Source organism: Paraburkholderia phymatum, from assembly GCF_040965635.1.
In the GTDB taxonomy this organism is placed as follows: Bacteria; Pseudomonadota; Gammaproteobacteria; order Burkholderiales; family Burkholderiaceae; genus Paraburkholderia; species Paraburkholderia phymatum_B.
Genome location: NZ_JBFRCH010000029.1, coordinates 59,064 through 81,399 on the forward strand (window position 1 = coordinate 59,064; position 22,336 = coordinate 81,399).

At 62.9% G+C, this 22,336-nt stretch carries 20 protein-coding genes and 1 pseudogene; 9 read left to right on the top strand and 12 right to left on the bottom strand.

The features are described from left to right. Positions 1-21: 21 nt before the first annotated feature. Together AB4Y32_RS31645 and AB4Y32_RS31650 are read right to left on the bottom strand one after the other, a co-directional pair. Positions 22-296 (bottom strand): annotated as a pseudogene (locus tag AB4Y32_RS31645) (MaoC/PaaZ C-terminal domain-containing protein); the annotation flags it as partial. A gap of 22 nt (positions 297-318) precedes the next feature. Beyond that, positions 319-1,962, bottom strand: coding sequence for a fatty acid--CoA ligase (locus AB4Y32_RS31650; RefSeq protein WP_368725096.1), 1,644 nt, complete (start codon positions 1,960-1,962; stop codon positions 319-321). Positions 1,963-2,377: 415 nt separating this feature from the next. On the opposite strand from AB4Y32_RS31650, the gene AB4Y32_RS31655 reads away from it, so the two are divergent. Then, complete coding sequence (locus AB4Y32_RS31655) at positions 2,378-2,962, top strand: Crp/Fnr family transcriptional regulator (RefSeq protein WP_368725097.1); 585 nt, start codon at positions 2,378-2,380, stop codon at positions 2,960-2,962. A 27-nt stretch (positions 2,963-2,989) separates the two neighbouring features. On the opposite strand, the gene AB4Y32_RS31660 is transcribed toward AB4Y32_RS31655, so the two are convergent. Then, positions 2,990-4,138, bottom strand: coding sequence for a porin (locus tag AB4Y32_RS31660; protein WP_368725098.1), 1,149 nt, complete (start codon positions 4,136-4,138; stop codon positions 2,990-2,992). A gap of 289 nt (positions 4,139-4,427) precedes the next feature. Here AB4Y32_RS31660 and AB4Y32_RS31665 point away from each other — a divergent pair, with 289 nt between their 5' ends. Genes AB4Y32_RS31665 through AB4Y32_RS31675 form a run of 3 tightly spaced genes read left to right on the top strand, consistent with a single transcriptional unit; the run spans position 4,428 to position 8,553 of the window. Further along, the gene (locus AB4Y32_RS31665; RefSeq protein ID WP_368725099.1) at positions 4,428-5,783 is read left to right on the top strand and encodes a c-type cytochrome; all 1,356 of its coding nucleotides are present in this window, start codon (positions 4,428-4,430) and stop codon (positions 5,781-5,783) included. Continuing rightward, positions 5,780-6,262 (top strand): (2Fe-2S)-binding protein, encoded by a 483-nt coding sequence (locus AB4Y32_RS31670; protein WP_368725100.1) that lies wholly within the window; start codon positions 5,780-5,782, stop codon positions 6,260-6,262. The genes AB4Y32_RS31665 and AB4Y32_RS31670 overlap by 4 nt, the downstream gene beginning before the upstream one ends. Beyond that, a complete protein-coding gene (locus AB4Y32_RS31675) occupies positions 6,259-8,553 on the top strand; it encodes a xanthine dehydrogenase family protein molybdopterin-binding subunit (RefSeq protein ID WP_368725101.1) in 2,295 nt (764 codons plus the stop codon). The genes AB4Y32_RS31670 and AB4Y32_RS31675 overlap by 4 nt, the downstream gene beginning before the upstream one ends. A 15-nt stretch (positions 8,554-8,568) precedes the next feature. On the opposite strand, the gene AB4Y32_RS31680 is transcribed toward AB4Y32_RS31675, so the two are convergent. Beyond that, positions 8,569-8,844, bottom strand: a complete 276-nt coding sequence (locus tag AB4Y32_RS31680; RefSeq protein WP_368725102.1) for a DUF6566 family protein — start codon at positions 8,842-8,844, stop codon at positions 8,569-8,571. A gap of 334 nt (positions 8,845-9,178) precedes the next feature. Between AB4Y32_RS31680 and AB4Y32_RS31685 the strand changes: the two genes are divergently transcribed. After that, the gene (locus tag AB4Y32_RS31685; RefSeq protein ID WP_368725103.1) at positions 9,179-9,934 is read left to right on the top strand and encodes a hypothetical protein; all 756 of its coding nucleotides are present in this window, start codon (positions 9,179-9,181) and stop codon (positions 9,932-9,934) included. An 80-nt stretch (positions 9,935-10,014) separates the two neighbouring features. Here AB4Y32_RS31685 and hmpA read toward each other — a convergent pair whose 3' ends face one another. Then, a complete protein-coding gene (hmpA, locus tag AB4Y32_RS31690) occupies positions 10,015-11,229 on the bottom strand; it encodes an NO-inducible flavohemoprotein (protein ID WP_368725104.1) in 1,215 nt (404 codons plus the stop codon). Positions 11,230-11,666: 437 nt separating this feature from the next. Here hmpA and AB4Y32_RS31695 point away from each other — a divergent pair, with 437 nt between their 5' ends. Beyond that, positions 11,667-12,413, top strand: coding sequence for an SDR family NAD(P)-dependent oxidoreductase (locus tag AB4Y32_RS31695; protein ID WP_368725105.1), 747 nt, complete (start codon positions 11,667-11,669; stop codon positions 12,411-12,413). A 222-nt stretch (positions 12,414-12,635) separates the two neighbouring features. Here AB4Y32_RS31695 and AB4Y32_RS31700 read toward each other — a convergent pair whose 3' ends face one another. The 5 genes from AB4Y32_RS31700 to AB4Y32_RS31720 form a co-directional block, all read right to left on the bottom strand. Then, positions 12,636-13,892: an MFS transporter gene (locus tag AB4Y32_RS31700; RefSeq protein ID WP_368725106.1), complete on the bottom strand. Its 1,257-nt coding sequence runs from the start codon at positions 13,890-13,892 to the stop codon at positions 12,636-12,638. Between the two features lie 25 nt (positions 13,893-13,917). Beyond that, positions 13,918-14,103 (bottom strand): hypothetical protein, encoded by a 186-nt coding sequence (locus tag AB4Y32_RS31705; RefSeq protein ID WP_368725107.1) that lies wholly within the window; start codon positions 14,101-14,103, stop codon positions 13,918-13,920. Positions 14,104-14,302: 199 nt separating this feature from the next. After that, on the bottom strand, positions 14,303-16,318 hold the full coding sequence (locus tag AB4Y32_RS31710) for a protein-L-isoaspartate(D-aspartate) O-methyltransferase (RefSeq protein ID WP_368725108.1): 2,016 nt from the start codon (positions 16,316-16,318) through the stop codon (positions 14,303-14,305). Positions 16,319-16,514: 196 nt separating this feature from the next. Then, the gene (locus AB4Y32_RS31715; RefSeq protein WP_160111662.1) at positions 16,515-16,685 is read right to left on the bottom strand and encodes a hypothetical protein; all 171 of its coding nucleotides are present in this window, start codon (positions 16,683-16,685) and stop codon (positions 16,515-16,517) included. A 183-nt stretch (positions 16,686-16,868) separates the two neighbouring features. Further along, positions 16,869-17,279 carry a hypothetical protein gene (locus tag AB4Y32_RS31720; protein WP_368725109.1) on the bottom strand — a complete coding sequence of 137 codons (411 nt, stop codon included), beginning with the start codon at positions 17,277-17,279 and terminating at the stop codon, positions 16,869-16,871. On the opposite strand from AB4Y32_RS31720, the gene AB4Y32_RS31725 reads away from it, so the two are divergent. Then, on the top strand, positions 17,266-17,541 hold the full coding sequence (locus AB4Y32_RS31725) for a hypothetical protein (protein ID WP_368725110.1): 276 nt from the start codon (positions 17,266-17,268) through the stop codon (positions 17,539-17,541). The genes AB4Y32_RS31720 and AB4Y32_RS31725 overlap by 14 nt on opposite strands. 45 nt (positions 17,542-17,586) lie before the next feature. On the opposite strand, the gene AB4Y32_RS31730 is transcribed toward AB4Y32_RS31725, so the two are convergent. Then, positions 17,587-18,150 (bottom strand): hemerythrin domain-containing protein, encoded by a 564-nt coding sequence (locus tag AB4Y32_RS31730; protein WP_368725111.1) that lies wholly within the window; start codon positions 18,148-18,150, stop codon positions 17,587-17,589. Between the two features lie 390 nt (positions 18,151-18,540). Between AB4Y32_RS31730 and AB4Y32_RS31735 the strand changes: the two genes are divergently transcribed. Further along, complete coding sequence (locus AB4Y32_RS31735; RefSeq protein WP_090868762.1) at positions 18,541-18,774, top strand: DUF2795 domain-containing protein; 234 nt, start codon at positions 18,541-18,543, stop codon at positions 18,772-18,774. Further along, positions 18,774-19,757 carry a glycosyltransferase family 2 protein gene (locus tag AB4Y32_RS31740; RefSeq protein WP_368725112.1) on the top strand — a complete coding sequence of 328 codons (984 nt, stop codon included), beginning with the start codon at positions 18,774-18,776 and terminating at the stop codon, positions 19,755-19,757. Before AB4Y32_RS31735 ends, AB4Y32_RS31740 begins: the two co-directional genes overlap by 1 nt. Before the next feature lie 12 nt (positions 19,758-19,769). Here the strand turns inward: AB4Y32_RS31740 and AB4Y32_RS31745 are convergent. Further along, positions 19,770-22,336, bottom strand: a 2,567-nt coding sequence (locus AB4Y32_RS31745) for an ATP-binding cassette domain-containing protein (RefSeq protein ID WP_368725113.1), incomplete at its 5' end; no start/stop codon positions are given.

The window sequence follows — 22,336 nt, forward strand, 5'->3', positions numbered from 1 at the left end:
AGGCAACGCGTCTCATCGCGGCCCATAATTCAGGCCCGCCGATGCGTCGCCGGCAATGAGGCCTATCTCGTTCGCGAGCGCCGCGAGCAGCGAAAGCGTCGGATAGCCATGCGCGACCGTGCCGAATGGGCTCTCGCGTTTTGCGCGCTCGCGTCCACGTGTATCCACTGCCTGTCGCCCGTGCACGCTGCGAAGGCGTCGGTGCACGCCTGATCGACGACGACCCGATCCGACACGCGCAACTCGCGGCCCACGAAGCTCTCGAACGTGGCGACGCTGTAGTCCTTGATGCTCACCGTGCCTGCCCCTTGCGACGGGTCAGGCGAACTGCTCGCGCAACCACTTCTTGTTCGTCTTGCCCACGCTCGTCTTTTGCAGCGCGCCGACGAACTTGACGATCTGCGGGACTGCATACTTCGAGATCTGCCCCGTCTTGCTGAAGCCCATCACGTGCTGCCGGATGTCGTCTTCGGTGATCACCGCGTCCTGCCTGAGCACCACGAGCGCAACGGGACGCTCGCCCCATTTGTCGTCCTTGATGCCGATCACCGCGACTTCCGAAACGCCCGGATGCAGTGAAATCAGGCTTTCGATTTCGAGCGAGGAAATCCACTCGCCGCCCGACTTGATAACGTCCTTGATGCGATCGGTGATCTGGACGTTGCCGGCGGTGTCGATGTTCGCGATGTCCTGCGTATGCAGATAGCCGCCTGCCCACAATTGCGCGGACGCTTCCGGATTGTTCAGATAGCCCTGCGTGAGCCACGGCGCGCGCACGACGATTTCGCCGTATGCCTTGCCGTCATGCGCGACGTCTTCCATGTGTTCGTTGACGATGCGCAGATCGACGAGCGGCACGGGATAACCGGTCTTGCACCGCAGGCGCACTTCTTCATCGAGATCGCGCGGTTCCTTGTTCGGCTGAAGTTGTGCAAGGCTCAACACGGGGCAAGTTTCCGACATGCCGTAGCCCGTGAACACATCGATGCCGCGATCGAGCGCGGCGCGCGCGAGACCATGCGGCAGCGCGCTGCCGCCGATCACGATCTTCCATTTGCTCAGGTCCACATGCTTCGCTTCGTCACACGAAAGCAGCATGTGCAGGATCGTGCTGACGCAGTGCGAAAACGTGACGCCTTCGTCGCGCACCAGTTGCACGAGACGCTCGGGCACATAACGGCCCGGATAGACCTGCTTCACGCCCAGCACCGTCGCGATATAAGGCATGCCCCACGCGTGCACATGGAACATCGGCGTGAGCGGCATGTAGACGTCGCCGCGATGAAAGCGCTGGCCCGATACCGGGCTCGACAGCGCGGCCATCAGCGTGATCGTGTGCAGGACCAGCTGACGATGGGAGAAGTACACACCCTTGGGCAAGCCCGTCGTTCCCGTCGTGTAGAACGTGGTCGCGCGGGTGTTCTCGTCGAAGTCGGGAAAGTCGTAGCTTGTCGCGCTTGCCGCGAGCATCGCCTCGTATTCCGTCGCGAACGCGATGGTGTGTGCGCATGCGTCGCTGCCCGGTTCGTCGATCCATACGAACGTGCGGACCGCGTGAAGCTGATCCTTGATCGCTTCGACGACGGGCAGGAAGTCGGTGTGGACGAACAGCACTTCCGCGCCCGAGTGGCTGATCGTATAGGCGATCTCCGCGTGCGACAGCCGCACGTTGACCGTCTGAAGCACGGCGCCCATCATCGGAACCGCGAAGTACGACTCCAGATAGCGATGACTGTCCCAGTCCATCACGGCGACCGTGGTGCCGTGGCGCACGCCAAGTTGATGCAGGCCGTCGGCGAGCCGCGCGATGCGTTCGCGCAGCGTCGTGTAGGTCATCCGCACGTCGCCGCGATAGACGATTTCCTGGTCGGGCGCCTGAACGAACGGCGTGTGCAGCAGATGCTTGATCAGCAGCGGATAGGCATAGGGGGATGGCGTCGAATCGTGCCCGGCGTCCTGCATCGATGTCTCCTCAAGTCGGGTGATGGATCGGGTACGCACAGGTCCGTCGATGCGTGTCGCGCCTGGTGCGTCCCGAGTGAGACCATCATCGAATTGTTCGGAGGGAAGCGACATCCCCTGAACGGGGGAGCCACAGGATGAGGCCGCCGGGGGAAAATGCGTCGCAAGAATGCAAGCGGCGCCCGCTGCGATGGAGCCGCAAACGCGCGAAATCCATACCCTCGATATGGAACGGCTGCGCGCCGCACCGAGTGGCGCTTCCGCAAGAACCCAGCGCTTGCCTGCGTAGCGGGTAGTGCTTTCATCGACTCACATGGCGCTCATGACGGATACGTCCGAAGCAATGCGGACAAACCTGTGGCTCAGTTCTTTGTCGCTTGCAATGCAAGAGGCGCTCATGCGCCGGTGCGAGCCGATGACGCTGCAAGCCGGCGAGTACGTGTTCCGCCGCGGCGATGCGCCCAACGGCTTCTTCGGCCTCAAAAGCGGCAGGCTGAAAGCCTGCACCCTTCGCGAAGACGGCAAAGAAGCGATCCTCGCCGTCATCGAGGCCGGCAACTGGTTCGGGCAAACCAGTATGGCCGCCCGACACCCGCGCCTGCGCGACGTCGTCGCGCTCGAACGATCCAGCCTGTTCGTCGTGAGGACAAGGGGCTTCGACGAGTTGATGAAGAATCAGGCCTTCTTCCGCGCAATCGCCGAGTTGCAGTCTATCCACATGAACTGGCTTTATCGCATGGTCGAAGACGCGACGCTGCATTCGACGCGTGCACGCATTGCCCGCCGTCTGCTGCTGCTCGCGTCGGGCGATGTGACCATGCTGTCGCAGAGCCGGCCGGATGTCGAGGTCTCGCAGGACACACTTGCGATGATGCTCGGTATCACGCGCCAGACGCTGTCGCTGGAACTCAAGGCAATGGCGGAGAAAGGAGCGATCGCTCTCCGGTATGGTCGAATCGAAATTTGCTCGAAAGACGTGCTTTCCTCTTTTCAGGAATGACACCGACCGCTCCCGGGTTCCGCCTGCCTAAAACATATGGCGCAAGCCGGCCATGATGCCCAGTTGCGTCGTACCGAACGCGGAACTCAAGCCATTGATGCCCTGGAACTGCGCGCCGACCATTCCGCCGCGATACAGCGAGTAGTCGGCTTCGAGATACGTATCCGTGCGTTTCGACAAGTTGTAGTCGGCAAGCAGTTGGAATTGCGTGGAGTTCCCATCGCCGGACTGTGTCTTGCCCGTCTGGATCGTGCGCCACACGTTGGCCGAAAGATGCGTTGCATCGCCTATCTGCTGCGTGACGCCGCCAAAGAACATTTTGCGGGAACTGAACGTGTTGAACTTCAGCGCGGTCAATTCCGGCTGGCTAAACGGCCCGTTGGGGAAATTGCCGACGAAGCCATTGTCCTGCCGGTTCACCGCCCAGCCGGCCATCACCGTGGTATTGCCGAATGAATATGAACCGCCCGCTGTCCACGACTTGAGGTGCGCCGATGAGTTGACCGCGTCGCGCGAATCAAGATACGCAGCACCAAGACGCAACGGCTCGCCGGGCAAATAGAGAAGCGACGCGCCAATCTGACTGCCCGCGCCGAACGCGCCCGCATTGCCGCCAAAAGCATACGACACTTCGGCTGTCAGGTATTGCCATCGCGCCGCGTACTTGATCATGTTGCTGGTCCATACGCCCTGCGCCATCATGACTTCCGGACGAAACTGATAGAAGGTCGGCAACCATGGATTAGTCACGAAAGCGCTCAGTACCGCATCGGAAAGCGGATTGAGCTGACGGCCCATCGTCAACTTGCCATAGCTGCTGGATTGCAGGCCAACGAGAGCCGTATTGAAGAAGGGATAAGCCGGATCGATTACGCCGGAGTTCGGGAAGAAACGATCCTCGAGCTGGAACAGGACCTTTGTGCCGCCGCCAATATCTTCTGTTCCCTTGAATCCGAAAGTACTCTCTGTCGCTCCGCCGTTAGCGAGTCGAATGGCTGAATCGCCATTCTGGTTCGCGTGAGTCGTGTAGCGAATGCCAGTATCGACAACGCCATAGAACGTTACCAGCGATTGCGCATTCGCCGGGACGGCGTACAGCGTCGCTGTCGATATGACGCTCGCCAATATGCCGCCTCTCCGGGCATTGTTGAAGAACACTCTCCTTACCTTCATCATGCACTGTCTCCAACCATTATGATTATGTCGTTATACGAAATATACATGCGAGTTCGACGGCGATTTCGTCGCCATCAGAACTCGCTGCAATGAGGACTTCGCGCCACACTCACACGTTGCCCGGAAAAAATCGCGGCAACTGCCAGAAAATTTACAATTGGCGGCGAGAGTGCGCCGGCTGGCGGAATGCGAAAACATCGTGGTCATCACATCCGCGGATACTTTTCCTCGTCTCAGGCATCATAGGTAGCGTTTCCTCGAACGCAGCATGCTGCGCACTGGAGGCGGGATGAAAGGTAGACGCCTATTCGTTGCAGGTGCGACCATCGTCGTTCTTGCTCTCGTGGCCACGTACGGTGGCCGCGCCGCGCATGCGTGGCAATCCCGGCTGGACCCCGTGTCGATACCCTCGGCGCCTGCCGGCGATGCGTCGGCCGTGGCGCGCGGCGCGAAGCTCGCGGCAATCGGGGGCTGCATCAGCTGCCACACCGCGCCCGACGGTCAACCGTTCGCAGGCGGATTGCCGTTGCAAACGCCGTATGGCGTCATCTATTCGACCAACATCACGCCCGACCCGGACACGGGCATCGGCCGCTGGTCGCTCGACGCATTTACGCGCGCGATGCGGCACGGCGTTTCGCGCGACGGCCATCTGCTCTATCCCGCGTTTCCGTATCCGCACTTCACGCGCATGAGCGACGCGGATATCGCATCGCTCTATGCGTGGTTGATGAGCCGCGAACCCATCAACGCACGCGCGCCGAAAAACGAATTGCGGTTTCCGCTCGGCTTCAGGCCGATCATGGCCGCGTGGAATCTGCTGTATCTGCATCCCGGGCCTCACGAAGCATCGTCCACCAATGCTGCCGATCCGGAAATCGCACGCGGGCGCTATCTCGTCGACAGTGTCGGCCACTGCGGCGCATGCCATACGCCGCTCGATCGCCTGGGCGCGGAGCGGCGCGACAGCGCGTTGCAAGGCGGCACGACAGAGGGCTGGGATGCGCCTGCGCTGACGAATCTCTCGACGCGTCCCAAGCCCTGGACGCAAGCGCAGCTCGTCAGCTACCTGCGCACCGGCTTCGCCAGCGAACACGGCGCGTCGGCCGGTCCGATGCGCCCTGTCACGCGCCTGCTCGCCGACGCGTCCGCAGAAGACGTTCAGGCGATGGCCGCGTACCTGATCACGTTCCAATCGAATGCGCAAGCCACGCGGGGCGATGCGGCCGCTTCGTCGATGAACTCCGCTTCTTCCGCTTCTTCCTCTTCGTCCAATTCGTCTATTTCGCACGTCAGCGTTGCGGCCCAGCCCGGAAACGGCACGAGCCTGTTCGTCGCAGCCTGCGCATCGTGCCACGGCGAAAGCGCGCCGATGTCGGGCGGCCCGGGCCATCCGTCGCTGTCGCTGGGCACGGCCATCAATGCCGATAGTCCACGCAACATGGTCCGTATCATCCTCGATGGAATCGACTGGGACGACAGCGCCTCAGCGCAGTTCATGCCGCCTTTTGCAGGCACCTTCACCAATGCGCAAATCGCCGAGCTTGCGAACTACACGCGCACGCGCTTCACCGCACGCGGCCCATGGCCCTCGCTCGATGCCGACGCGGTCGCCCGTCTTCGAAAGGAAGGCCCACAACGATGATCACGCTCAACGTCAATGGAGTCAGTCACACGATCGATGTCGATCCGTCCACGCCGCTGCTCTATGTGCTGCGCAACCAGTTGCAGCTGAACGGCGCGAAGTTCGGCTGCGGACTCGGCCAATGCGGCGCGTGCACGGTCAGCGTCGGCGGCGAATCCGTGTTTTCGTGCCTGATACCCGTCGTGGCCGTCGGCGAACGGCCGGTGCGCACCGTCGAAGGGCTCGGCACGGCGGAACATCCTGGACGGCTGCAACAAGCCTTCATCGATCAGCAAGCCGCCCAATGCGGCTACTGCATCGCGGGCATGATCATGCGCGCGCAGACGCTGCTCGACGGCACGCCGCATCCGACCGACGAGCAGATTCGCCGCTACATGCAGCCCAATCTGTGCCGCTGCGGTACGCATATGCGGATACTCGCCGCGATCCGCGAAGTGGCGGCGCCTTCATCGCAGACGGACGACGGAGCGAAGTCATGAGCAAGGATCACCGCAATGCGGCCGCTTCCGATGGCACGCCAGACGATGCGGGACGGCGCCGCTTCCTCGTCGGCGGCTCGCTGATAGTGAGCTTCGCGATCGTGCCCGGCGCGGCCGCGCTCGCGCAGACCACGACGGAAGCGGGAACCTTCAAGGCGAGCGCCCCGAAGCTGCCCGGCAGCCTCAAGACCACGCCGTTGCTCGACGCGTGGATCAAGATCGATCCCGACGGCCGCGTGAGCGCATGCACCGGCAAGGCGGAGCTCGGCACGGGCGTACGCACGGCCCTGTTGCAACTCGCCGCGGAAGAACTCGACCTGTCGCCGGATGCGATCGACATGATCACCGCCGATACGGGCGCGACGCCGAACGAGGGCTACACGGCGGGCAGCCACACGATGGCGGACAGCGGCACCGCGATCCTCAACGCGGCGGCTCAGGTGCGCGCGCTGCTCGTCGCGGGCGCGGCCTCGCAGTTGGGTGTCGACGCATCGATACTCACGACGCGCGACGGCGCGATCATCGCGGCGGATGGACGCCGCGTCACGTATGGCGAAGCCGTCCGCCATGCGAACCTGCATCAGAACGCGCAGCCCGACGCGCCGAAGAAAGCGCCGGCGCGTTACGCGGTGATCGGCCGTACGTTGCCGCGCGTGGATATTCCCGGCAAGGTGACGGGCGGATCGAGCTATGTGCAGGACTTGCATCTGCCCGGAATGCTGCATGCCCGTGTCGTCAGGCCGCCGGCTTATGGCGCGACGCTCGCTTTCGTCGACACCGCGCGCGTCGAGGCACTGTCCGGCGTCGTCAAGGTCGTGCGCAACGGCAGTTATCTCGCCGTGGCCGCCGATGATGAATGGCGCGCGATCGTCGCGATGCGCGAACTGATGCTCGCCGCGCAATGGCAAGCCGGGCCGCCTCTGCCCGACCCCGCGACGATTCAAGATGTACTGATGCGTCTGCCGGCGCAAGAGATCGCCGTTGCCAATCGACATGCTTCCGCCGCCGCGCCCGTGACGACGCTGCGAGCCCGCTACTCGAAGCCTTATCTGACGCACGGCTCGATCGGGCCATCGTGTGCCGTCGCGCATCTGGACAACGGCATGATGACGGTGTGGACTCACACGCAGGGCGTCTATCCGCTGCGCGCGGGCCTCGCCGAATTGCTCTCGATGCCGCGCGACAAGGTACGCTGCATTCACGTCGAAGGCTCGGGCTGTTATGGCCACAACGGCGCCGACGACGTTGCCGCCGACGCCGCGCTGATCGCGCGCGAGCTGCCCGGACGTCCGGTGCGCGTGCAGTTGATGCGCGAGCATGAGCACCTGTGGGAGCCTTTCGGCCCCGCGATGACCGTCGATGCGAGCGCATCGCTCGACGCTGGTGGCTCGATCGTCGACTGGCGTTACGAGTTGTGGAGCAACACGCACAACAACCGCATCGAGAATGCGGGCCGTCTGCTGGCCGCGCAACTGCTCGAGCATCCGTTCACGCCCGCGCCGCCCAAGCCGATTCCGATGCCCGAAGGCGGCGGCGATCGCAACAGCATTCCGCTTTACCGCGCGCCGAACCTGCATGTGCAGCATCACTTTGTGCCCGACATGCCGATACGCGTGTCCGCGATGCGCTCGCTCGGCGCGCACATGAATGTGTTCGCGATCGAGAGCTTCATCGACGAACTCGCCGGCGCGGCGCACGCCGATCCCGTCGCGTTTCGCATCAAGCATCTCGACGATCCGCGCGCGCTCGATGTCATACGCGCGACGGCCAAGCAATTCGACTGGCAACCGCGCGCGGCACGCGTAGTGAAAACGGGCACGAGTCCGCGCGGCACCGGCTTCGCGTTTGCTCAATACAAGAACCTGATGGCGTACCTCGCGATCGCGATGGAACTGACCGTCATGCGCGATACCGGCGAGGTTCGCATCGAGCGCGTGGTGGCTGCCGTCGACTGCGGACAGATCGTCAATCCGGATGGCGTGCGCAATCAGATCGAAGGCGGCATCCTGCAGACGATCAGCTGGACGCTGTTCGAAGAGACGCGTTTCGACAAGGAGCGCATCACGAGCGCCGACTGGAGCACCTATCCGATCATGCGGTTTTTATCGGTGCCGAAGCGCGTCGAAGTCATGTTGATCGATCGTCCCGGCTTGCCTTTTCTCGGCGTTGGAGAAGCGGCGCAAGGTCCGGCGGCTGCGGCGCTTGCGAATGCGATCTACGATGCGACGGGCGTGAGAGTGCGCGATTTGCCGTTGCTTGCGGCGAATTCCAGGAATGCGCTGAGAGCGTAGTATGTGGGATTGCAGTCAGCCCCGGCGCGCCGGATTGCGCTCGTCGAGCAGGCCATCGCGCCCGTCGAGCAGATAGCGAGCGCGTTCGATGCCCGCGCGAAGCGCTTCGGCGCGGGTCGCCCAATACGGGACTGCGCTCTCCGGCGCGTCGAGTTCCACTCGTTGTCCGTCGCGTTCGACATCGATAGCGGGCAGCCAGTTTTCACCATCCTGGCTCGTCGCCCCGACTGTCACCGTATAGCCGTGGTACTCGTAGCATTGATCTTCCGTTGAACTCCTCGATGGGTTCATGAGTCACCTCACTTGAAACGAGAGCCTGCTACTGGTGAGCAAGTGGTGTGCCCCTCGAAAATGCGTCGCGGCACCAGGGTCTGTTTACATATGAAACGGCGCTCCTCTACTCCTTGCCCCGCGGCCCGGATCGGGCGTTCGCATGCACGTTTCATATGTAAACAGACCCTCAGACCCTAAGGGTTTGTTAAGAAAAGATCGCGTAGCCTGTCGCCTTTGCTCCGTTGGCAGCCCGCCGATTTATGCATTGGTTCGACAGCAATCGCCGACAGGCAGCGAACGGCTCCAACGGTTTATCAATCACCATGTCTCAACTGAATGTCACGCTAAAGCCATGGAAAAAGCCAACAACGCCATAGTCAAGGTTCCCGAAGTCACACTAGCATTCTGGATCATCAAGATCGCCGCAACCACGCTCGGCGAAACGGGCGGAGACGCCGTCTCGATGTCGATGAACCTGGGTTATCTGATCGGCACGATCATCTTCGCCGCGGTATTTCTCGTAGCCGTCGTTGCGCAGATGAAATCGGAGCGCTTCAGCCCCGCACTGTATTGGGTCACGATAATCGCGACCACGACCGTCGGCACGACGCTTGCGGATTTCGTCGATCGATCGCTCGGCATCGGTTATGCGGGAGGCAGCACGCTGCTCGTGTTCCTGTTGCTCACTTCACTTTTCATCTGGTATCGCACGATGGGCTCGGTGTCCGTCACGACGGTTTCGTCGAGCAAGGCCGAAGTGTTCTACTGGGTAACGATCATGTTCTCGCAAACTCTCGGCACTGCGCTGGGCGACTGGACGGCCGACACAGCAGGTGTCGGCTATTCCGGTGCCGCGCTGATCTTCGGCGGATTGCTGCTTGCGCTCGTCATTGCGTATTACGCAACGGAGATTCCAAGGACGCTGCTCTTCTGGGCCGCGTTCATCCTGACCCGGCCGCTCGGTGCAGTAGTCGGCGACTTTCTCGACAAGCCGATCGCCAATGGCGGTCTTGCAATGAGCCGGTATCAGGCGTCGATTGCGCTCGTCATGTTCATTCTGGTCTGCGGGTCCGTGTTCAGGCAGCGGCCCGCAGAGGTGCGCCACTAGCCGGCAATCCATCGCGCGACGCGACGTTCTTCACGCCGCGCGATGGGTAACGCAATATCGCAGCCGATGGCCGATGCGATTCATTCGGCGAACAGATCCGGCCCGAACACCTCGTAGTGAATCTTCGATTCGTGGATGTCCATGCTCTTCAGCTTGTCGTGCTGCATGCGCATGAACGGAATCGGCCCGCAGATGTAGTAGTCGGCGTCGGGCAGCATGGCCTCGCTCGCAATCCGGTCTAGCTCGATGAAGCCGGAATAGTCGTAGTCCTGTCCCTGCACGTCGGCGGGCAACGGTGAATCGTAGAAGATGATCGCGCGGAAATTCGAATGCGTCGCGGCCGTCTGCTTCAGCTTGTCACGCATCGCATGGACGGCGCTGTTGCGCGCGCCATGCACGAACACGACCCGCCGCCCCGGGTCCTGGATCGCGCGCTTGAGCATGCTGATCATCGGCGTGAGGCCGACGCCGCCGCTGATCAGCACGATCGGTGTCTTCGCATCGACGTCGATATGAAAGCTGCCGTAAGGCGCGGCGAGTTGCAGTTCGTCGCCGACTTTCAGCTGTTCGTGCAACAGCGATGACACGTAGCCCTCGCGCCGTTGCGCATCGCCCGCTTCGCGCTTGACGGTGATCCGGTACGTCTTGCCGTTGGGCATATCCGACAGACTGTACTGGCGAATCTGCTGCAGGCCCAGCGCGGGCACGCGCACGGCGACGCTCGTGTACTGGCCAGGCTCGAAGTTGACGACAGGCCTGCCGTCGGTGGGCTCGAGCACGAATGACGTGATGACGCTGCTTTCAGGGCGCTTCTCCTTCACGACAAACGTGCGCCAGCCAGCCCAGCCACCCAGCTGTGCGGCTGTGTCTTCGCGCAATTCGCTTTCCATGCCCATCAGCGCATCCGCGAGATTGCCGTAGGCCTGCGCCCACGCCGAAATGATCTCGTCGGTGGCCGCGTCGCCGAGCACGTCCTTGATCGCGCCGAGCAGATGCTCGCCGACGATCGGATAGTGTTCGGGCCGCACGTCGAGACTCGCATGCTTGTTCGCAATGTTCGTCAGCACCGCCGACAGGCTGCCCGGATCTTCGATATTTTCCGCATAGGCATAGACGGCGCGCGCGAGCGCCTGCTGCTGTTGCCCCTGCTCCTGATGCGCCATGTTGAACACGTTCTTCAACTCGGGATGCGCGTCGAACAGCCTCATATAGAAGCGCTGGATGATCGGATATCCATGCTCGGCGAGCACGGGAGCCGTGGCCTTGACAATGTCCTTCGTACGCTGTGTGAGCATCGTTCCCTCCATGTGGGGTAGTCACATTGCATCGCGGGTGCGTTGCATACGGGATGCCTCGCCCGCTGGTCTTGCCGCCTTCTCGTTGAATGAGGTCGCTAACGTGGGCTGATTCTCCATCGCCACACGGATCGACCGACTATCAGGTTTTCAATTAAACACCCGTTAGCAAAGTCGCGGCCATACGTTGCTGCCTCTCGCGCTCGCGACGAGTCGGATTCGCGGCCCGTTTTCGAAAAGACAACGACGAAATCGAAAGATCTGCCCGCGCGAACGGGTTTTATCGCTGTGCTCACGCTGTTCGGGACGCGGTAGCGCACCGAGCCGCACCTGCATCGCGCTCTGCGAATCCTGCGGACGAGGTGCGACTCGCCGGCGAAATCGCCACGAAAGAGGCAAACTAGGCATGACCATCCCGCAAGAAAGAGGAGTTCCTCATGCCTGCTCATTCGCCCAGTCTGAACGATTGCGTCGCCCTCGTCACAGGCGGCTCGCGCGGAATCGGACGCGCGATTTCGATCGCGCTTGCCTCAGCCGGGGCCGCCGTTGCCGTCAACTATCGGCAACGCGAAAACGAAGCGGCTGATGTCGTCGCGGAAATCGAGCGTGCGGGAGGCCGTGCGATCGCGGTGCGCGCCGACGTATCGGCGGCAGTTGAAGTCGAAGCGATGATCCAGCAAGTGGAAAGCCGCCTCGGCCCTGTCGATGTACTCGTGAACAACGCGGGCACCGCGACGATCGTCGACATCGACGATCTCACGGAGGCGGAATTCGATCGAACGCTCGCCGTCAATCTGAAATCGGCGTTTCTCTGCACGCAAGCCGTGTTGCACGGCATGCGGGCGAAACACTGGGGCCGCATCGTCAACCTGTCGTCTGCCGCCGCGCGCGGCCCGGGCCTGGTCGGCATTCACTACAACACGTCGAAAGCCGGCCTCGAAGGCCTCACGCGCGGCTATGCGGCACGGCTCGCGCGCGAAGGGATCACCGTCAACGCCGTTGCGCCCGGACTCATCGACACCGAAATGGCCGGGCCGCTCAAGGCGTCGAATGTCGCTGAACGGCTGCCCGTCGGTCGCCTCGGCGAAGCAAGCGAGGTCGCGGATGTCGTGCTGATGATCGTCGGCAACGCCTTCATCACGGGCCAGACGATCCCTGTCAATGGTGGCGTTAGCTTCATATAGCCGCCACGTATTGCCGCTTTGCACTTGCCGCTTTGTACTTGCCGCTTTGTACTTGCGGCTTTGCACTTGCGGCTTTGCACTTGCGGCTTTGCACTTGCGGCTTTGCACTTGCCGCTTTGCACTTGCCGCTTTGCAGTGCAGCGCGTCGCGGAAACGCCGAACGATCCGCATCACGTGCCCATGCCGATGTGACGTCGTTCGCAATGCAAAGGCGTTGATTGCTTAATGAAGCAGCGCCGACACGTCGAGGTCGGTCATCTTGTCGAGTTCGTCGCGGCGCGAATCGCAAGCTCGCCGTATCCGTGCGCCTTGCGCGATCCACACGGCCAATGAGATGGCGGCGAGGCTTCCGAGCGTGACAAATGCAATCGAAAAGCCGAAGCGGTTCGCGAGCCACCCGCCAAGCAACGGGCTCAAAGAGGCACCCGCGGCTTCCACGCCCTTCACTGCGCCTTGCCCGAGATTCACGCGGCCACTGCCATGCAGCAGATGCACGACGAGCGCGGGTATCGCGACGCTTTGCAACCCTGAACCGACGCCGTCGAAGATCTGCACGGGCAAGATACCCAGAGGCGTCGTGAGCCACGCAGCGGTGAATCCTCGCAGAGGCAGCGTGATCAGCGTCGCGAGAATGATCCACCAGAAGCCCCAGCGGCGGATGAGGCGGCTCGCGTAGACGGCTGCAATCAACATCACGACCTGCGAAATAACGATGTTGGCCGCCGTGATCTGGCTTGCGCCGCCCTGATGCGCCGCCGCGGCTGCGAGGCTATAGAGCGGCAGCATCGCGGAATTGCCGAGATTGAATGCGGCGAGCACGACGGCAAGCACGAGCAGCGGCCGGCAGCGCAGCAGCACGCGCATGCTGTCCGCGTGCACTTGCGACGGGTCCTGCTCGTCATCGTGCGCGAGGCCGCGCGCATAGTGACGATGCACGGCGCGCGCCGGAATCAGCAGCACGGACCCAATGCACGCGAGACCAAACGCGGCGGCAAGCGCGAACACGTACTCAATGCCGAGCCACCATCCGAGCACGCCCGACACCGCCGCCGCCGCGATGTTGCCGGCATGGTTCGCGACCTGATTGCGGCCGTATTGCCGGTCGAAGTTTTTGCGGCCCGTCATGCCGAGCGTCAGGCCAGCCATCGCGGGGCCCATCGCAGCGCCGGCCGTCGCCGTCGCGAGCTGCGACAGCGTGACGGGCCAAAAGCGCTGCGATAGCCAGATCACGCACGCGGCGACGATCGATAGCGCGCCCGCGCCGACGACGACCGCGCGCCGATGAGACGTGGCATCGACCAGCGCGCCGGCGGGCGCCGTCACGAGCATGCCGACGATCCCGCCGAGCGTCAGCACGGTGCCGATCGTATCGGGCGTCCATCCACGCGCCTGCAGGTAGATGCCGAGAAACGGGCCCACGCCCGCCTGCACGTCGGCCGCGAAGAAACTGACGGCCAGTAGCGGTGTAGTCGGCTTCACGTGCGTGGCGAACGCGTTCGTCCGCTCAGGCGTCGATGCCGCAAAGCGTCCTGGCGAAACGGCGTGCGTCCGCCACGTCCGAACCGCTTCGGAAAACATCGACGGGTGAATAGCCATTGCGCTCATAAGAAGCGATGGCATCGTCTTCGGCGCGCAAGGCGGGATCGTAAATGCGCGCATTGAAGCGTGCGCAAAACACTTCGCGCGGCATTTTCTCCGTCACCTGTCCTTTCGTCACGACAGACCGCACATCTTCAGACTTCTTTGTCGGGCTCGTCACGAGATTCACTCCTGCTTCGATCGCCGCCATGACGCGCGCAAAGGCACGCGTATGCTGCCTCTCCTGCAAGCAGCGTTCCCAGGCCGTTTCGATCATCGACGATCGTCGACGATCATCGATGACGCAAACTTCAGACGCCAAATGGATAGAGGTCCGGCGCGCGCTCGGTGGCGCGCGTGGCAAGCGGCGCGATCGCGTGCGTCGTATCGAACCATACGAACGCGTCGAACTGTTCGGAGAGCGTCGCTTCCATGTAGTGGCTGTGCATCTCCATATCGGGCCGGTAGATGACGCCGATGAAGCGTTCGAGTCTCGGCTCCCGCAAGCGCTCGTGCAACTGCGGATGCGCCGTGTCCGTCAGATCGACCACGCAGCGTGTCTGACCGGACGCATGGAACTGATGCTCGTAACTGTCCGGCCGCGAAGGCCGCACCACTTTGATCTGCATCGGGCCATCCCAGTCCGACGCCGCGGCCACGGTGCCCGCATCCGTTCCGAATCCAACGAGGGCGACGGCATCGCCATCGCCGAAGCGCTCGCGGCAAAGCTGGCCGACGTTGAGTTCGCCGCGCACACGGCCCATCTCGGTTGCGGCCGCATCGCCGATGTGCGAGTTGTGCGCCCACACGACCGCCTTGCCGCCGGGTCCACGCGATTCGAGCAGATGCTCCAGCGTTTCGAACATGTGCGTGTCGCGCAGATTCCAGCTATCGGCTGCGCTGCGGTACATCATCCGGTAATAGCGCTCGGCCGATGCGACGAGCCGTGCGTTCTGCGCCGCATCGAACCATGTCTCGGCATCCTGATGTGCGTCGTCGAGACGCGCGCGCAATAGCTGCTGCAACTGCGTGACGACGGCATCTTCGCAGGTCCTGAAGCCCGCAGAAAACGCCGCGCGCCCATAAACCTGAGGGTCTTTCTGCCAGGGCGTGAGGCAACCGTAGCGCTCGCGCGCGACGGCGGCCGCTTCAGGATCGGTGCGATCGAGATAATGGAGCACGGCGGCAACCGACGCCGACAGGCTATACATGTCGAGACCGTAGAAGCCGCAGCGCTGCCGCGCGTCGAGCGGCTCGTTGTGACTGCGCAGCCAGCGAACGAAAGCGGCAAATTCTTCGTTGCGCCACATCCATGTTGGAAAGCGCTGGAACGGATACCCGTCGCTTCGCCCCTCGCGCAGCCGCACGTAACGATCGACGCTGGACGCGTCCGGCCAGTCCGCCTCAACTGCGACGATATCGAATCCGTGCCGTTCGACGAGACGCCGCGTAATCGCCGCGCGCGCGTCATAGAACTCCGACGTGCCATGACTGTTCTCGCCCAGCAACACGATGCGCTTTGCTGCGAGGAAATCGAAAGCGTCGCCGAAAGACGCATCGTCGAATGCGGGCAACGGATGCGCCGCCTCTGCGATCAGGCCCGCGAGCGGCATCGTCTGCAATCCATCGCGTTCCGATGCGCGCGCCGCTTGCGGCGATCCGGCGAGCGCATCGTCGATCTCGGGCCAGCCCTGCTCGCCGATCAGCGGCACGAAATGCACTTCGCCCAGGTCCTCTTCGTCGAACCGCGTCGCGCTCGTGCGCGTGAGCTTGACGAGCCGCTGACGCTCTCGATGCGCGCCGATGGGCATCACCAGCCTTCCGCCCATCGCGAGCTGTTCCCGCCACGCAGGCGGCACATCGGGCCCGCCCGCTGCCGCAATGATCGCGTCGAACGGCGCGCGCGACGCCCAGCCGAGCGTGCCGTCCGCGTCGTGCACATCGATATTGGCGAAGCCGTTGGCAGAGAGCGTTTCCCTCGCCGTTGCGGCAATAGCCGTGTCTCGCTCGATGCTGTCCACATGCGATGCGAGCCGCGACGCGACGGCAGCCGCGTAGCCCGAGCCTGTGCCGATGTCCAGCACGCGATCTTGCGACGACAGTTCCGCCGCCTCGATCATCCTCGCGACGATGAACGGCTGCGAGATGGTTTGACCGCCCGTTAGCGGCAACGGCGTGTCGCTGTAAGCGAATTCCGTTAAGTGGCTGGGCACGAACACATGCCGCGGCAAAGTGCGCATCGCATCCAGAACACGCGGATCGCGAATACCGCGCGATGCGATCTGCCTGTCCACCATTTGCTTCCGCTCGTACTTGAATGCTTCCATTTTTGCAGGGACGTTATGGCCGGATACGTCTGGATTGCGAGCATCGGCTGTGCCCCGAATGTCGAAAGCCGGGCACGAGGACGCGGTCCGCGAATTGCAGGCTCGCTGACGCAGCGCATGGTTGCTCCCGTATTCCGCACGACTTGCGCCCGACGCGATGGGCCGCGCGCCACGTATCGCGCGGATGCCGCTCACGTCACTCTTCGTCCTCGGGCACGACCTGGCCGGGCTCCAGATCCTGGATCTCGACCAGCTCGCCGTCGACGACCATTTCCGCCCCTGCCTCGATCGTCTCGCCCAATACCGGGTCACCGTCCACTATCAGGCGGATGGGCGTATCCCCCTCATTGGTCACTCTCACTTTCATCGCAGTGCTCCTTGACGTCGTTAAAGTCCGATGATCAACCCGCTCCTGCATGTACCTGCAAGAACGCGGCCCGCTCGTTGCGGCGGATGCGTCGCCGCAACGAGCCCATGTGCACCATCCGTGACGGGGCGAACGCTGGAATATACGTTGCTACACCGACTATAGACGGACGGGCGCAGGTCGTCAGGCGCCATATCGTTCGCAAAGGAGCCTCGGAGATGAAGCTTGTCGCGCGTGATCTGTCTCTCGCGCTCGCGGCAGCAGCGTTTGCATTCGGCACAGCCGCTTGCAAAAAGGTCGACGACAAAGCGCCAGCAGCACCACCAATAGCACGGACAGCAGCGGCGTGATGAGCAACAAGGCAGGCATGAGCGGCACGCCGGCGCAAAGCGCGGCAGCCAGGGGCGCGAGCGGCAACGCGTCCGCTGCGAGCATGCCGTCCCCTTCGAGCGAGGCGCCCGTCGCCAGCACGCCTTCGCCGGGTGCAAGTGCCGTGCCTTCCGGGGCCAGCCAATAGACCACCAGGATGCAAACCGATTGGAGAACCGAGATTCCGATAATCGCCCGAGTAATCGAGACCTTGACGGAAGCCAATGCGGCGCGCGACGCCGTACTGCGCTGCGGCGTGCCGCCCGACTGCGTGACGCTGTGGTCGCAAGCCGACGAAGCCGGCGGCGTGCGCGGCAACTTCCTGACGGGCGACTGTGAAACGGGACGTTCGGAACCTGACGAATACGACCGCAGATTCAAAGAGTTCGATACGGGCGCAAGGTTCACGCTCAGCGTGACCGCGAGCGACGAGCAGATGCCTTCAGTGGAAGCCGCGCTTGCGACGAGCAAGCATGACGGCCGATGACTCGAAACGCCTGTACCGCGTTGTCAGATCCGTTCACGCCGCCAGTTACTTCGTCTCGCGATCGAACGCGGGGCTTTCGTCGCCGGCGAGCTTGCTGCCCGCCGCTTCCAGCCTTTTCATCAACACGGCTTTTTGCGTGGCGATTTCCTCGCCGAGCCTCACGAGATCGACACCGCTCTTGAGCAACTCGGGAAACAAAACGGATTCCTCTTCCTCGATGTGATCGCGCACGATCTCCGCCAACACTTCGAACGTCGCATCGAAACCGCGATCGCCGGGCTTCAGCGATTCGAATCTGGCGACCAGCGTTTTCATCAGGAAGTGCTCGACGTAGGCTTCATCCACGTCGATTTCCTCTGACTGCTGGAGCGCCTTGTACGCGGCGGGATAAAGAATTTCTTCCTCGATCAGCGTATGAACGGTCAGATGTTCGCAAGCGCGCTGCACGAGCGCGCGCTTCGCTTCGTGGTCGGTGTCTGCCGTCCGGTGGAATGCATCGATGAGCTGCTGCGCAATGCGATGGTCCGCCTTCAGCACTTCGATGGCGTCGTGCGCCGCGTTTTCCTCGGCGGCCCCGGCTGCGAGTTCCTTGTTTGCGTCTTCGCTCATGATTGCCTCCTGGAAAATTTCGCTGATAACCAAACGGGTTTAACGGGCTTAACCCAACGCGGCATCGATCGACGGATTGAGCAAGCGCCATTCCGCGCAGCGCCGTGACGCTCGCCACCAGGCGCACGGGTACGCTGTTTGCATGGAGCAGAAAGATCACGAACCACAGCATCGACTGTAGAGGAAGATCATGCAACAAGGCTCCGATCAGTCACACCGTGGCCGTGATTGCATTTCTTGCAAGCGACGCCTTGCCGCCAGGAAGCGCGTTTCACAATAGCGGCAATAGCGATAATAGGCTCGGCATCGCGTATGCATGTATGCATCTTTTCTCGCAGATCGCGGCAGGCAACACTGTTCGCGCTGCGTTGATTACCAGGGAGAAAGCTCATGTCACAGCATCCGGCTCGTTCGCAGGATCAACGTCATCCTGGACAACCCAACCCTATCGACATCCAGAAGGCGCTCTCGGGCGTCGACTATCCGACCACGCGCGAGAAGCTCGTGGAGCGCGCTCGCCATAATCACGCGAACACGGACATCGTGGATCTGATCGACAAGCTTCCCGATCACAACTACGACAGTCCGGCTGCGGTGTCGAAAGAAATTTCGCGCATCCAGTGATGCAAGCCAGCGCTTCTAGCGATGCGCAACGGCGTGCGGGCTCGCGCATCAGCGTCGCCGTACTGACGCACAACCGGGCCGCACGCCTTCTCGATACACTGCGGCGCTTGCGCGCGCTGCCCGAGCGTCCCCTCATCGTCGTCGCGGACAACGCGTCCACCGACGAGACCGTGTTGATGGCCGGCCTCACCTACCCCGACGTGCACATCGTGCAATGCGAGCACAACATGGGCGCGGCCGGCCGCAACCGTGCAATCGAATGGGTCGATACCGAGTACGTCGCGTTCTGCGACGACGACACATGGTGGGAGCCGGGCTCGCTCGAACAGGCGGTGCGCTTGCTCGACGCGCACCCTGAAATCGGCGTGCTCAACGCGCGGATCGAGGTCGGCGAATCGGGTGAAACAGACGCGACGTGTCTGTTGATGCAGCACAGTCCGCTCGATTCGGGCAAGCTGCCCGGCCCGTCGCTCGCCGGCTATATGGCGGGCGCCTGCGTATTTCGAACCGCTGTATTCCGCGAGGCAGGCGGCTATGATGCGCGCCTTTTCATCGGCGGCGAAGAAGAACTCGTTGCGCTCGACGTGCTCGCGAACGGATACGCGATCGTCTATTGCGATGCCCTCGTGGTCAGGCATCATCCGTCGCCGGTACGCGACAGCGCACTGCGCCGCCGCATGCTCGCACGCAATGCAGCGTGGACGGGTTGGATGCGTCTCCGTCTTGGAGAAGCACTGATGCGAACGCTGCGCGCATTCGCGACCTTCAGGCGCGAACACACGTTATGGCACGACGGCTGGGCGATGTTGCGCGGCTTGCGCTGGGTGCTGCGTGAACGCAGGCGCTTGCCCAATAGCGTGCTTGCGATGCGCCGTGTGGTTCAGCGTCACGAACGCGCTCTGCAATCGATGCCGCCGCCGGACCAGCCCATGAAAGCCGGCGAATCGCGCACCGCACAGTACGAAGAGACAGCCGGGCGATAGTGGCTCTGTACCTTATGAGGCGAGCGACTCGCCTTGCCTGTCCGCGACATCGCGAATCGCAGCGATCAACGCGGGGGCTGCGACGGGCTTGGTGAGATGCGCGACGAAGCCGGCGTTGGCCGCGCCGCCGCCATCTTCCGCTTGCGTGTAGCCCGTCAGCGCAATGGCGGGCAGACGTCGTTGAGAACGCGCTTCATGCTGCGTTTCAAAGGCTCTGATGCGTTCGAGTACCTGGTACCCGTCTTCCGCGCCGATCACGATATCGCACAGCAGGACATCCGGCCATTCGCGCGCCGGCGTCCTTGCGAGCACCGCCAGCGCCTCGTCGCCGGAGGCCGCGAGTTGCACGCGCGCGCCGCTTGCGCTGAGCACGGCTTCGAGCGCATCGCGCGCGTCTTCCTCATCGTCGACGGCGAGTACGCACAAGTCCTTCAGTGGCGCCTCGATCTCGTGCATCGATCCGTTCTCGACGGACGACTCCAAATCGCGCGGCAAAGCCGCACCATCGTCGTCGAGAACGGGCCGCAACGGCAAGACCATTACATACGCAATGCGGTTGTCGACGGGCATCACGGTGAGTCTGCCGCTGAGCGCAGCGAGCTTCGCTTCCATCGTTCGCGCGGCTTCCTGCGAGAGTTGAACGAAGCCCTCTCGCGTGCCCGTCACGCTGATCCACGCATGGTTCTGACGACGCTCGACGCGCAATTCGACACGCCCGCCGATGCGCGTCTGCTCGATTTCGCTTCGGCACAGCGTATCGATCGCCTGTTGCAGTTCGACGGGATCGCCCGTGACTCGCAACTCTTCCCGTGGCACGACCATGCGCCACGTGATGCGCCGTTGCGCGATGGCGGCTTGCAGCGGCGCCATCGCATCGGAGATCACCACATCGAGGCGCAGCGATTGCGCTGACACCTTGCGCTGCAGATGCTCCAGTTCGCCCTGCTGCCATTGAAGCGCCCACATCTTCGCGTAGACGGCGTTGCGCGACAGCAGCGCGTCGTGCGTGCCCTGCTCGACGATGCGTCCGTGCTCCATCACGAGTATCCAGTCCGCGTCGACGACGGTTGATAGACGATGCGCGATCGAGATCGACGTGCGCCCTTGCGCGAGCCGGTTCAGCTCGCTCTGGATCGCGCGCTCGGAGCGGGTGTCGAGCGCCGATGTCGCTTCGTCGAACACGATGATGCGCGGGTTCTTGAGAATCGCGCGCGCGATCGCGATGCGTTGCCGCTCCCCGCCCGACAGGCGCACGCCGCGTTCGCCGACTCGCGTGTCGTAGTGATCGGGCAAGCGCTCGATGAATTCGTCGAGTTGCGCCGCTCTCGCTGCGCGAACCACGTCGGCGCGCGACGCACCCTGTCTGCCATACGCGATGTTGTACGCAATCGTGTCGTTGAACAGCACCGTGTCCTGCGGCACGATTCCGATCGCTTCGCGCAGGCTCTTCTGCGTCACGACCTGGAGATCCTGGCCGTCGATCAGCACACGGCCCGACGTCGGCTGATAGATGCGAAACAGCAGCTTGATGAGCGTCGATTTGCCCGAGCCGCTGCCACCCACGACGGCAAGACGGTGGCCGGGACGAACGCGGAACGTCACGTCGCGCAACACCTGGCGCGCGGGATCGTAGCCGAAATTCACGTGCTCGAACCCGATTGCGCCGTCCGTTACCGCGAGCGGCCGCGCGTTCGGCAGATCGACGTCCTCGCCCGGCACGCCGCGCGCGACAAGAATCGCAAACATGCGCTCGACGTTGACCTTCGCGTCATTGGTCTCGCGAAACACGAAGCCGAGCGTGTTAAGCGGCATGCACACCTGGATGATGTACGCGTTGACCAGCACCAGATCGCCGACGGTCATCGCGCCCGTCATCACGTGTTGCACGGCGAGCAGCACGACGGCCGCAATGCCCATCGCGATCACGGCGCTTTGTCCGACGTGCAGTGTAGTGAGCGCGCGCTGGTTCGCGACGCGCGCGTCGACCCATTGCGCGAGCACCGCGCTCAGACGGCGCGTTTCCGTCTCTTCCGTCGCGAAGAACCTGACCGTGTCGTAGTTCAACAGACTGTCGACGAGCCGCCCGTCGGACTGTGCCTCGATCTCGTTGACGCGTCGCTGCACGACGAGACGCCGCTGCGTAAAGATGTACGTGTAGACCGAATAGCCCGCAAAAGTTGCCGCAATGATGATCGTGAAGGTCCACGCGTAATTGCGCATCACGATCGCGACGATCGTGCCGATCTCGATGAAGGTCGGCACGATCGAAAAGAGCGCTGTCCCGAGCAGGAAGCCGATGCCATCCGTGCCCTTCTGCACGTCGCGCACGACGCCACCCGTCTCGCGCCGCGCATGAAAGCGCGCGCCCAGCCGATGCAGATGCGCGAAGGTCCGCTCGGCGAAATCGGCAACCGTGCGCTGAGTGACAGCGCTGAACACCACGTCGCGCGCCTCGTTCAGCGCATCGGCGAAAAAGCGCAGCAGCGCATACGCGAGCACCAGAAACACAGGGAACACAACGGGCGATTCCGGGTGGCTCAATTCGTCGACGATATGTTTTAGCGTCAGCGGAATCGCGA

Bases quoted from the DNA above. Each gene is read 5' to 3' on its own strand.
- AB4Y32_RS31650 (WP_368725096.1), bottom strand. From the start codon at position 1,962: ATGCAGGACGCCGGGCACGATTCGACGCCATCCCCCTATGCCTATCCG.
- AB4Y32_RS31655 (WP_368725097.1), top strand. From the start codon at position 2,378: ATGACGCTGCAAGCCGGCGAGTACGTGTTCCGCCGCGGCGATGCGCCC.
- AB4Y32_RS31660 (WP_368725098.1), bottom strand. From the start codon at position 4,138: ATGATGAAGGTAAGGAGAGTGTTCTTCAACAATGCCCGGAGAGGCGGC.
- AB4Y32_RS31665 (WP_368725099.1), top strand. From the start codon at position 4,428: ATGAAAGGTAGACGCCTATTCGTTGCAGGTGCGACCATCGTCGTTCTT.
- AB4Y32_RS31670 (WP_368725100.1), top strand. From the start codon at position 5,780: ATGATCACGCTCAACGTCAATGGAGTCAGTCACACGATCGATGTCGAT.
- AB4Y32_RS31675 (WP_368725101.1), top strand. From the start codon at position 6,259: ATGAGCAAGGATCACCGCAATGCGGCCGCTTCCGATGGCACGCCAGAC.
- AB4Y32_RS31680 (WP_368725102.1), bottom strand. From the start codon at position 8,844: ATGAACCCATCGAGGAGTTCAACGGAAGATCAATGCTACGAGTACCAC.
- AB4Y32_RS31685 (WP_368725103.1), top strand. From the start codon at position 9,179: ATGGAAAAAGCCAACAACGCCATAGTCAAGGTTCCCGAAGTCACACTA.
- hmpA (WP_368725104.1), bottom strand. From the start codon at position 11,229: ATGCTCACACAGCGTACGAAGGACATTGTCAAGGCCACGGCTCCCGTG.
- AB4Y32_RS31695 (WP_368725105.1), top strand. From the start codon at position 11,667: ATGCCTGCTCATTCGCCCAGTCTGAACGATTGCGTCGCCCTCGTCACA.
- AB4Y32_RS31705 (WP_368725107.1), bottom strand. From the start codon at position 14,103: ATGCCGCGCGAAGTGTTTTGCGCACGCTTCAATGCGCGCATTTACGAT.
- AB4Y32_RS31710 (WP_368725108.1), bottom strand. From the start codon at position 16,318: ATGGAAGCATTCAAGTACGAGCGGAAGCAAATGGTGGACAGGCAGATC.
- AB4Y32_RS31715 (WP_160111662.1), bottom strand. From the start codon at position 16,685: ATGAAAGTGAGAGTGACCAATGAGGGGGATACGCCCATCCGCCTGATA.
- AB4Y32_RS31730 (WP_368725111.1), bottom strand. From the start codon at position 18,150: ATGAGCGAAGACGCAAACAAGGAACTCGCAGCCGGGGCCGCCGAGGAA.
- AB4Y32_RS31735 (WP_090868762.1), top strand. From the start codon at position 18,541: ATGTCACAGCATCCGGCTCGTTCGCAGGATCAACGTCATCCTGGACAA.
- AB4Y32_RS31740 (WP_368725112.1), top strand. From the start codon at position 18,774: ATGCAAGCCAGCGCTTCTAGCGATGCGCAACGGCGTGCGGGCTCGCGC.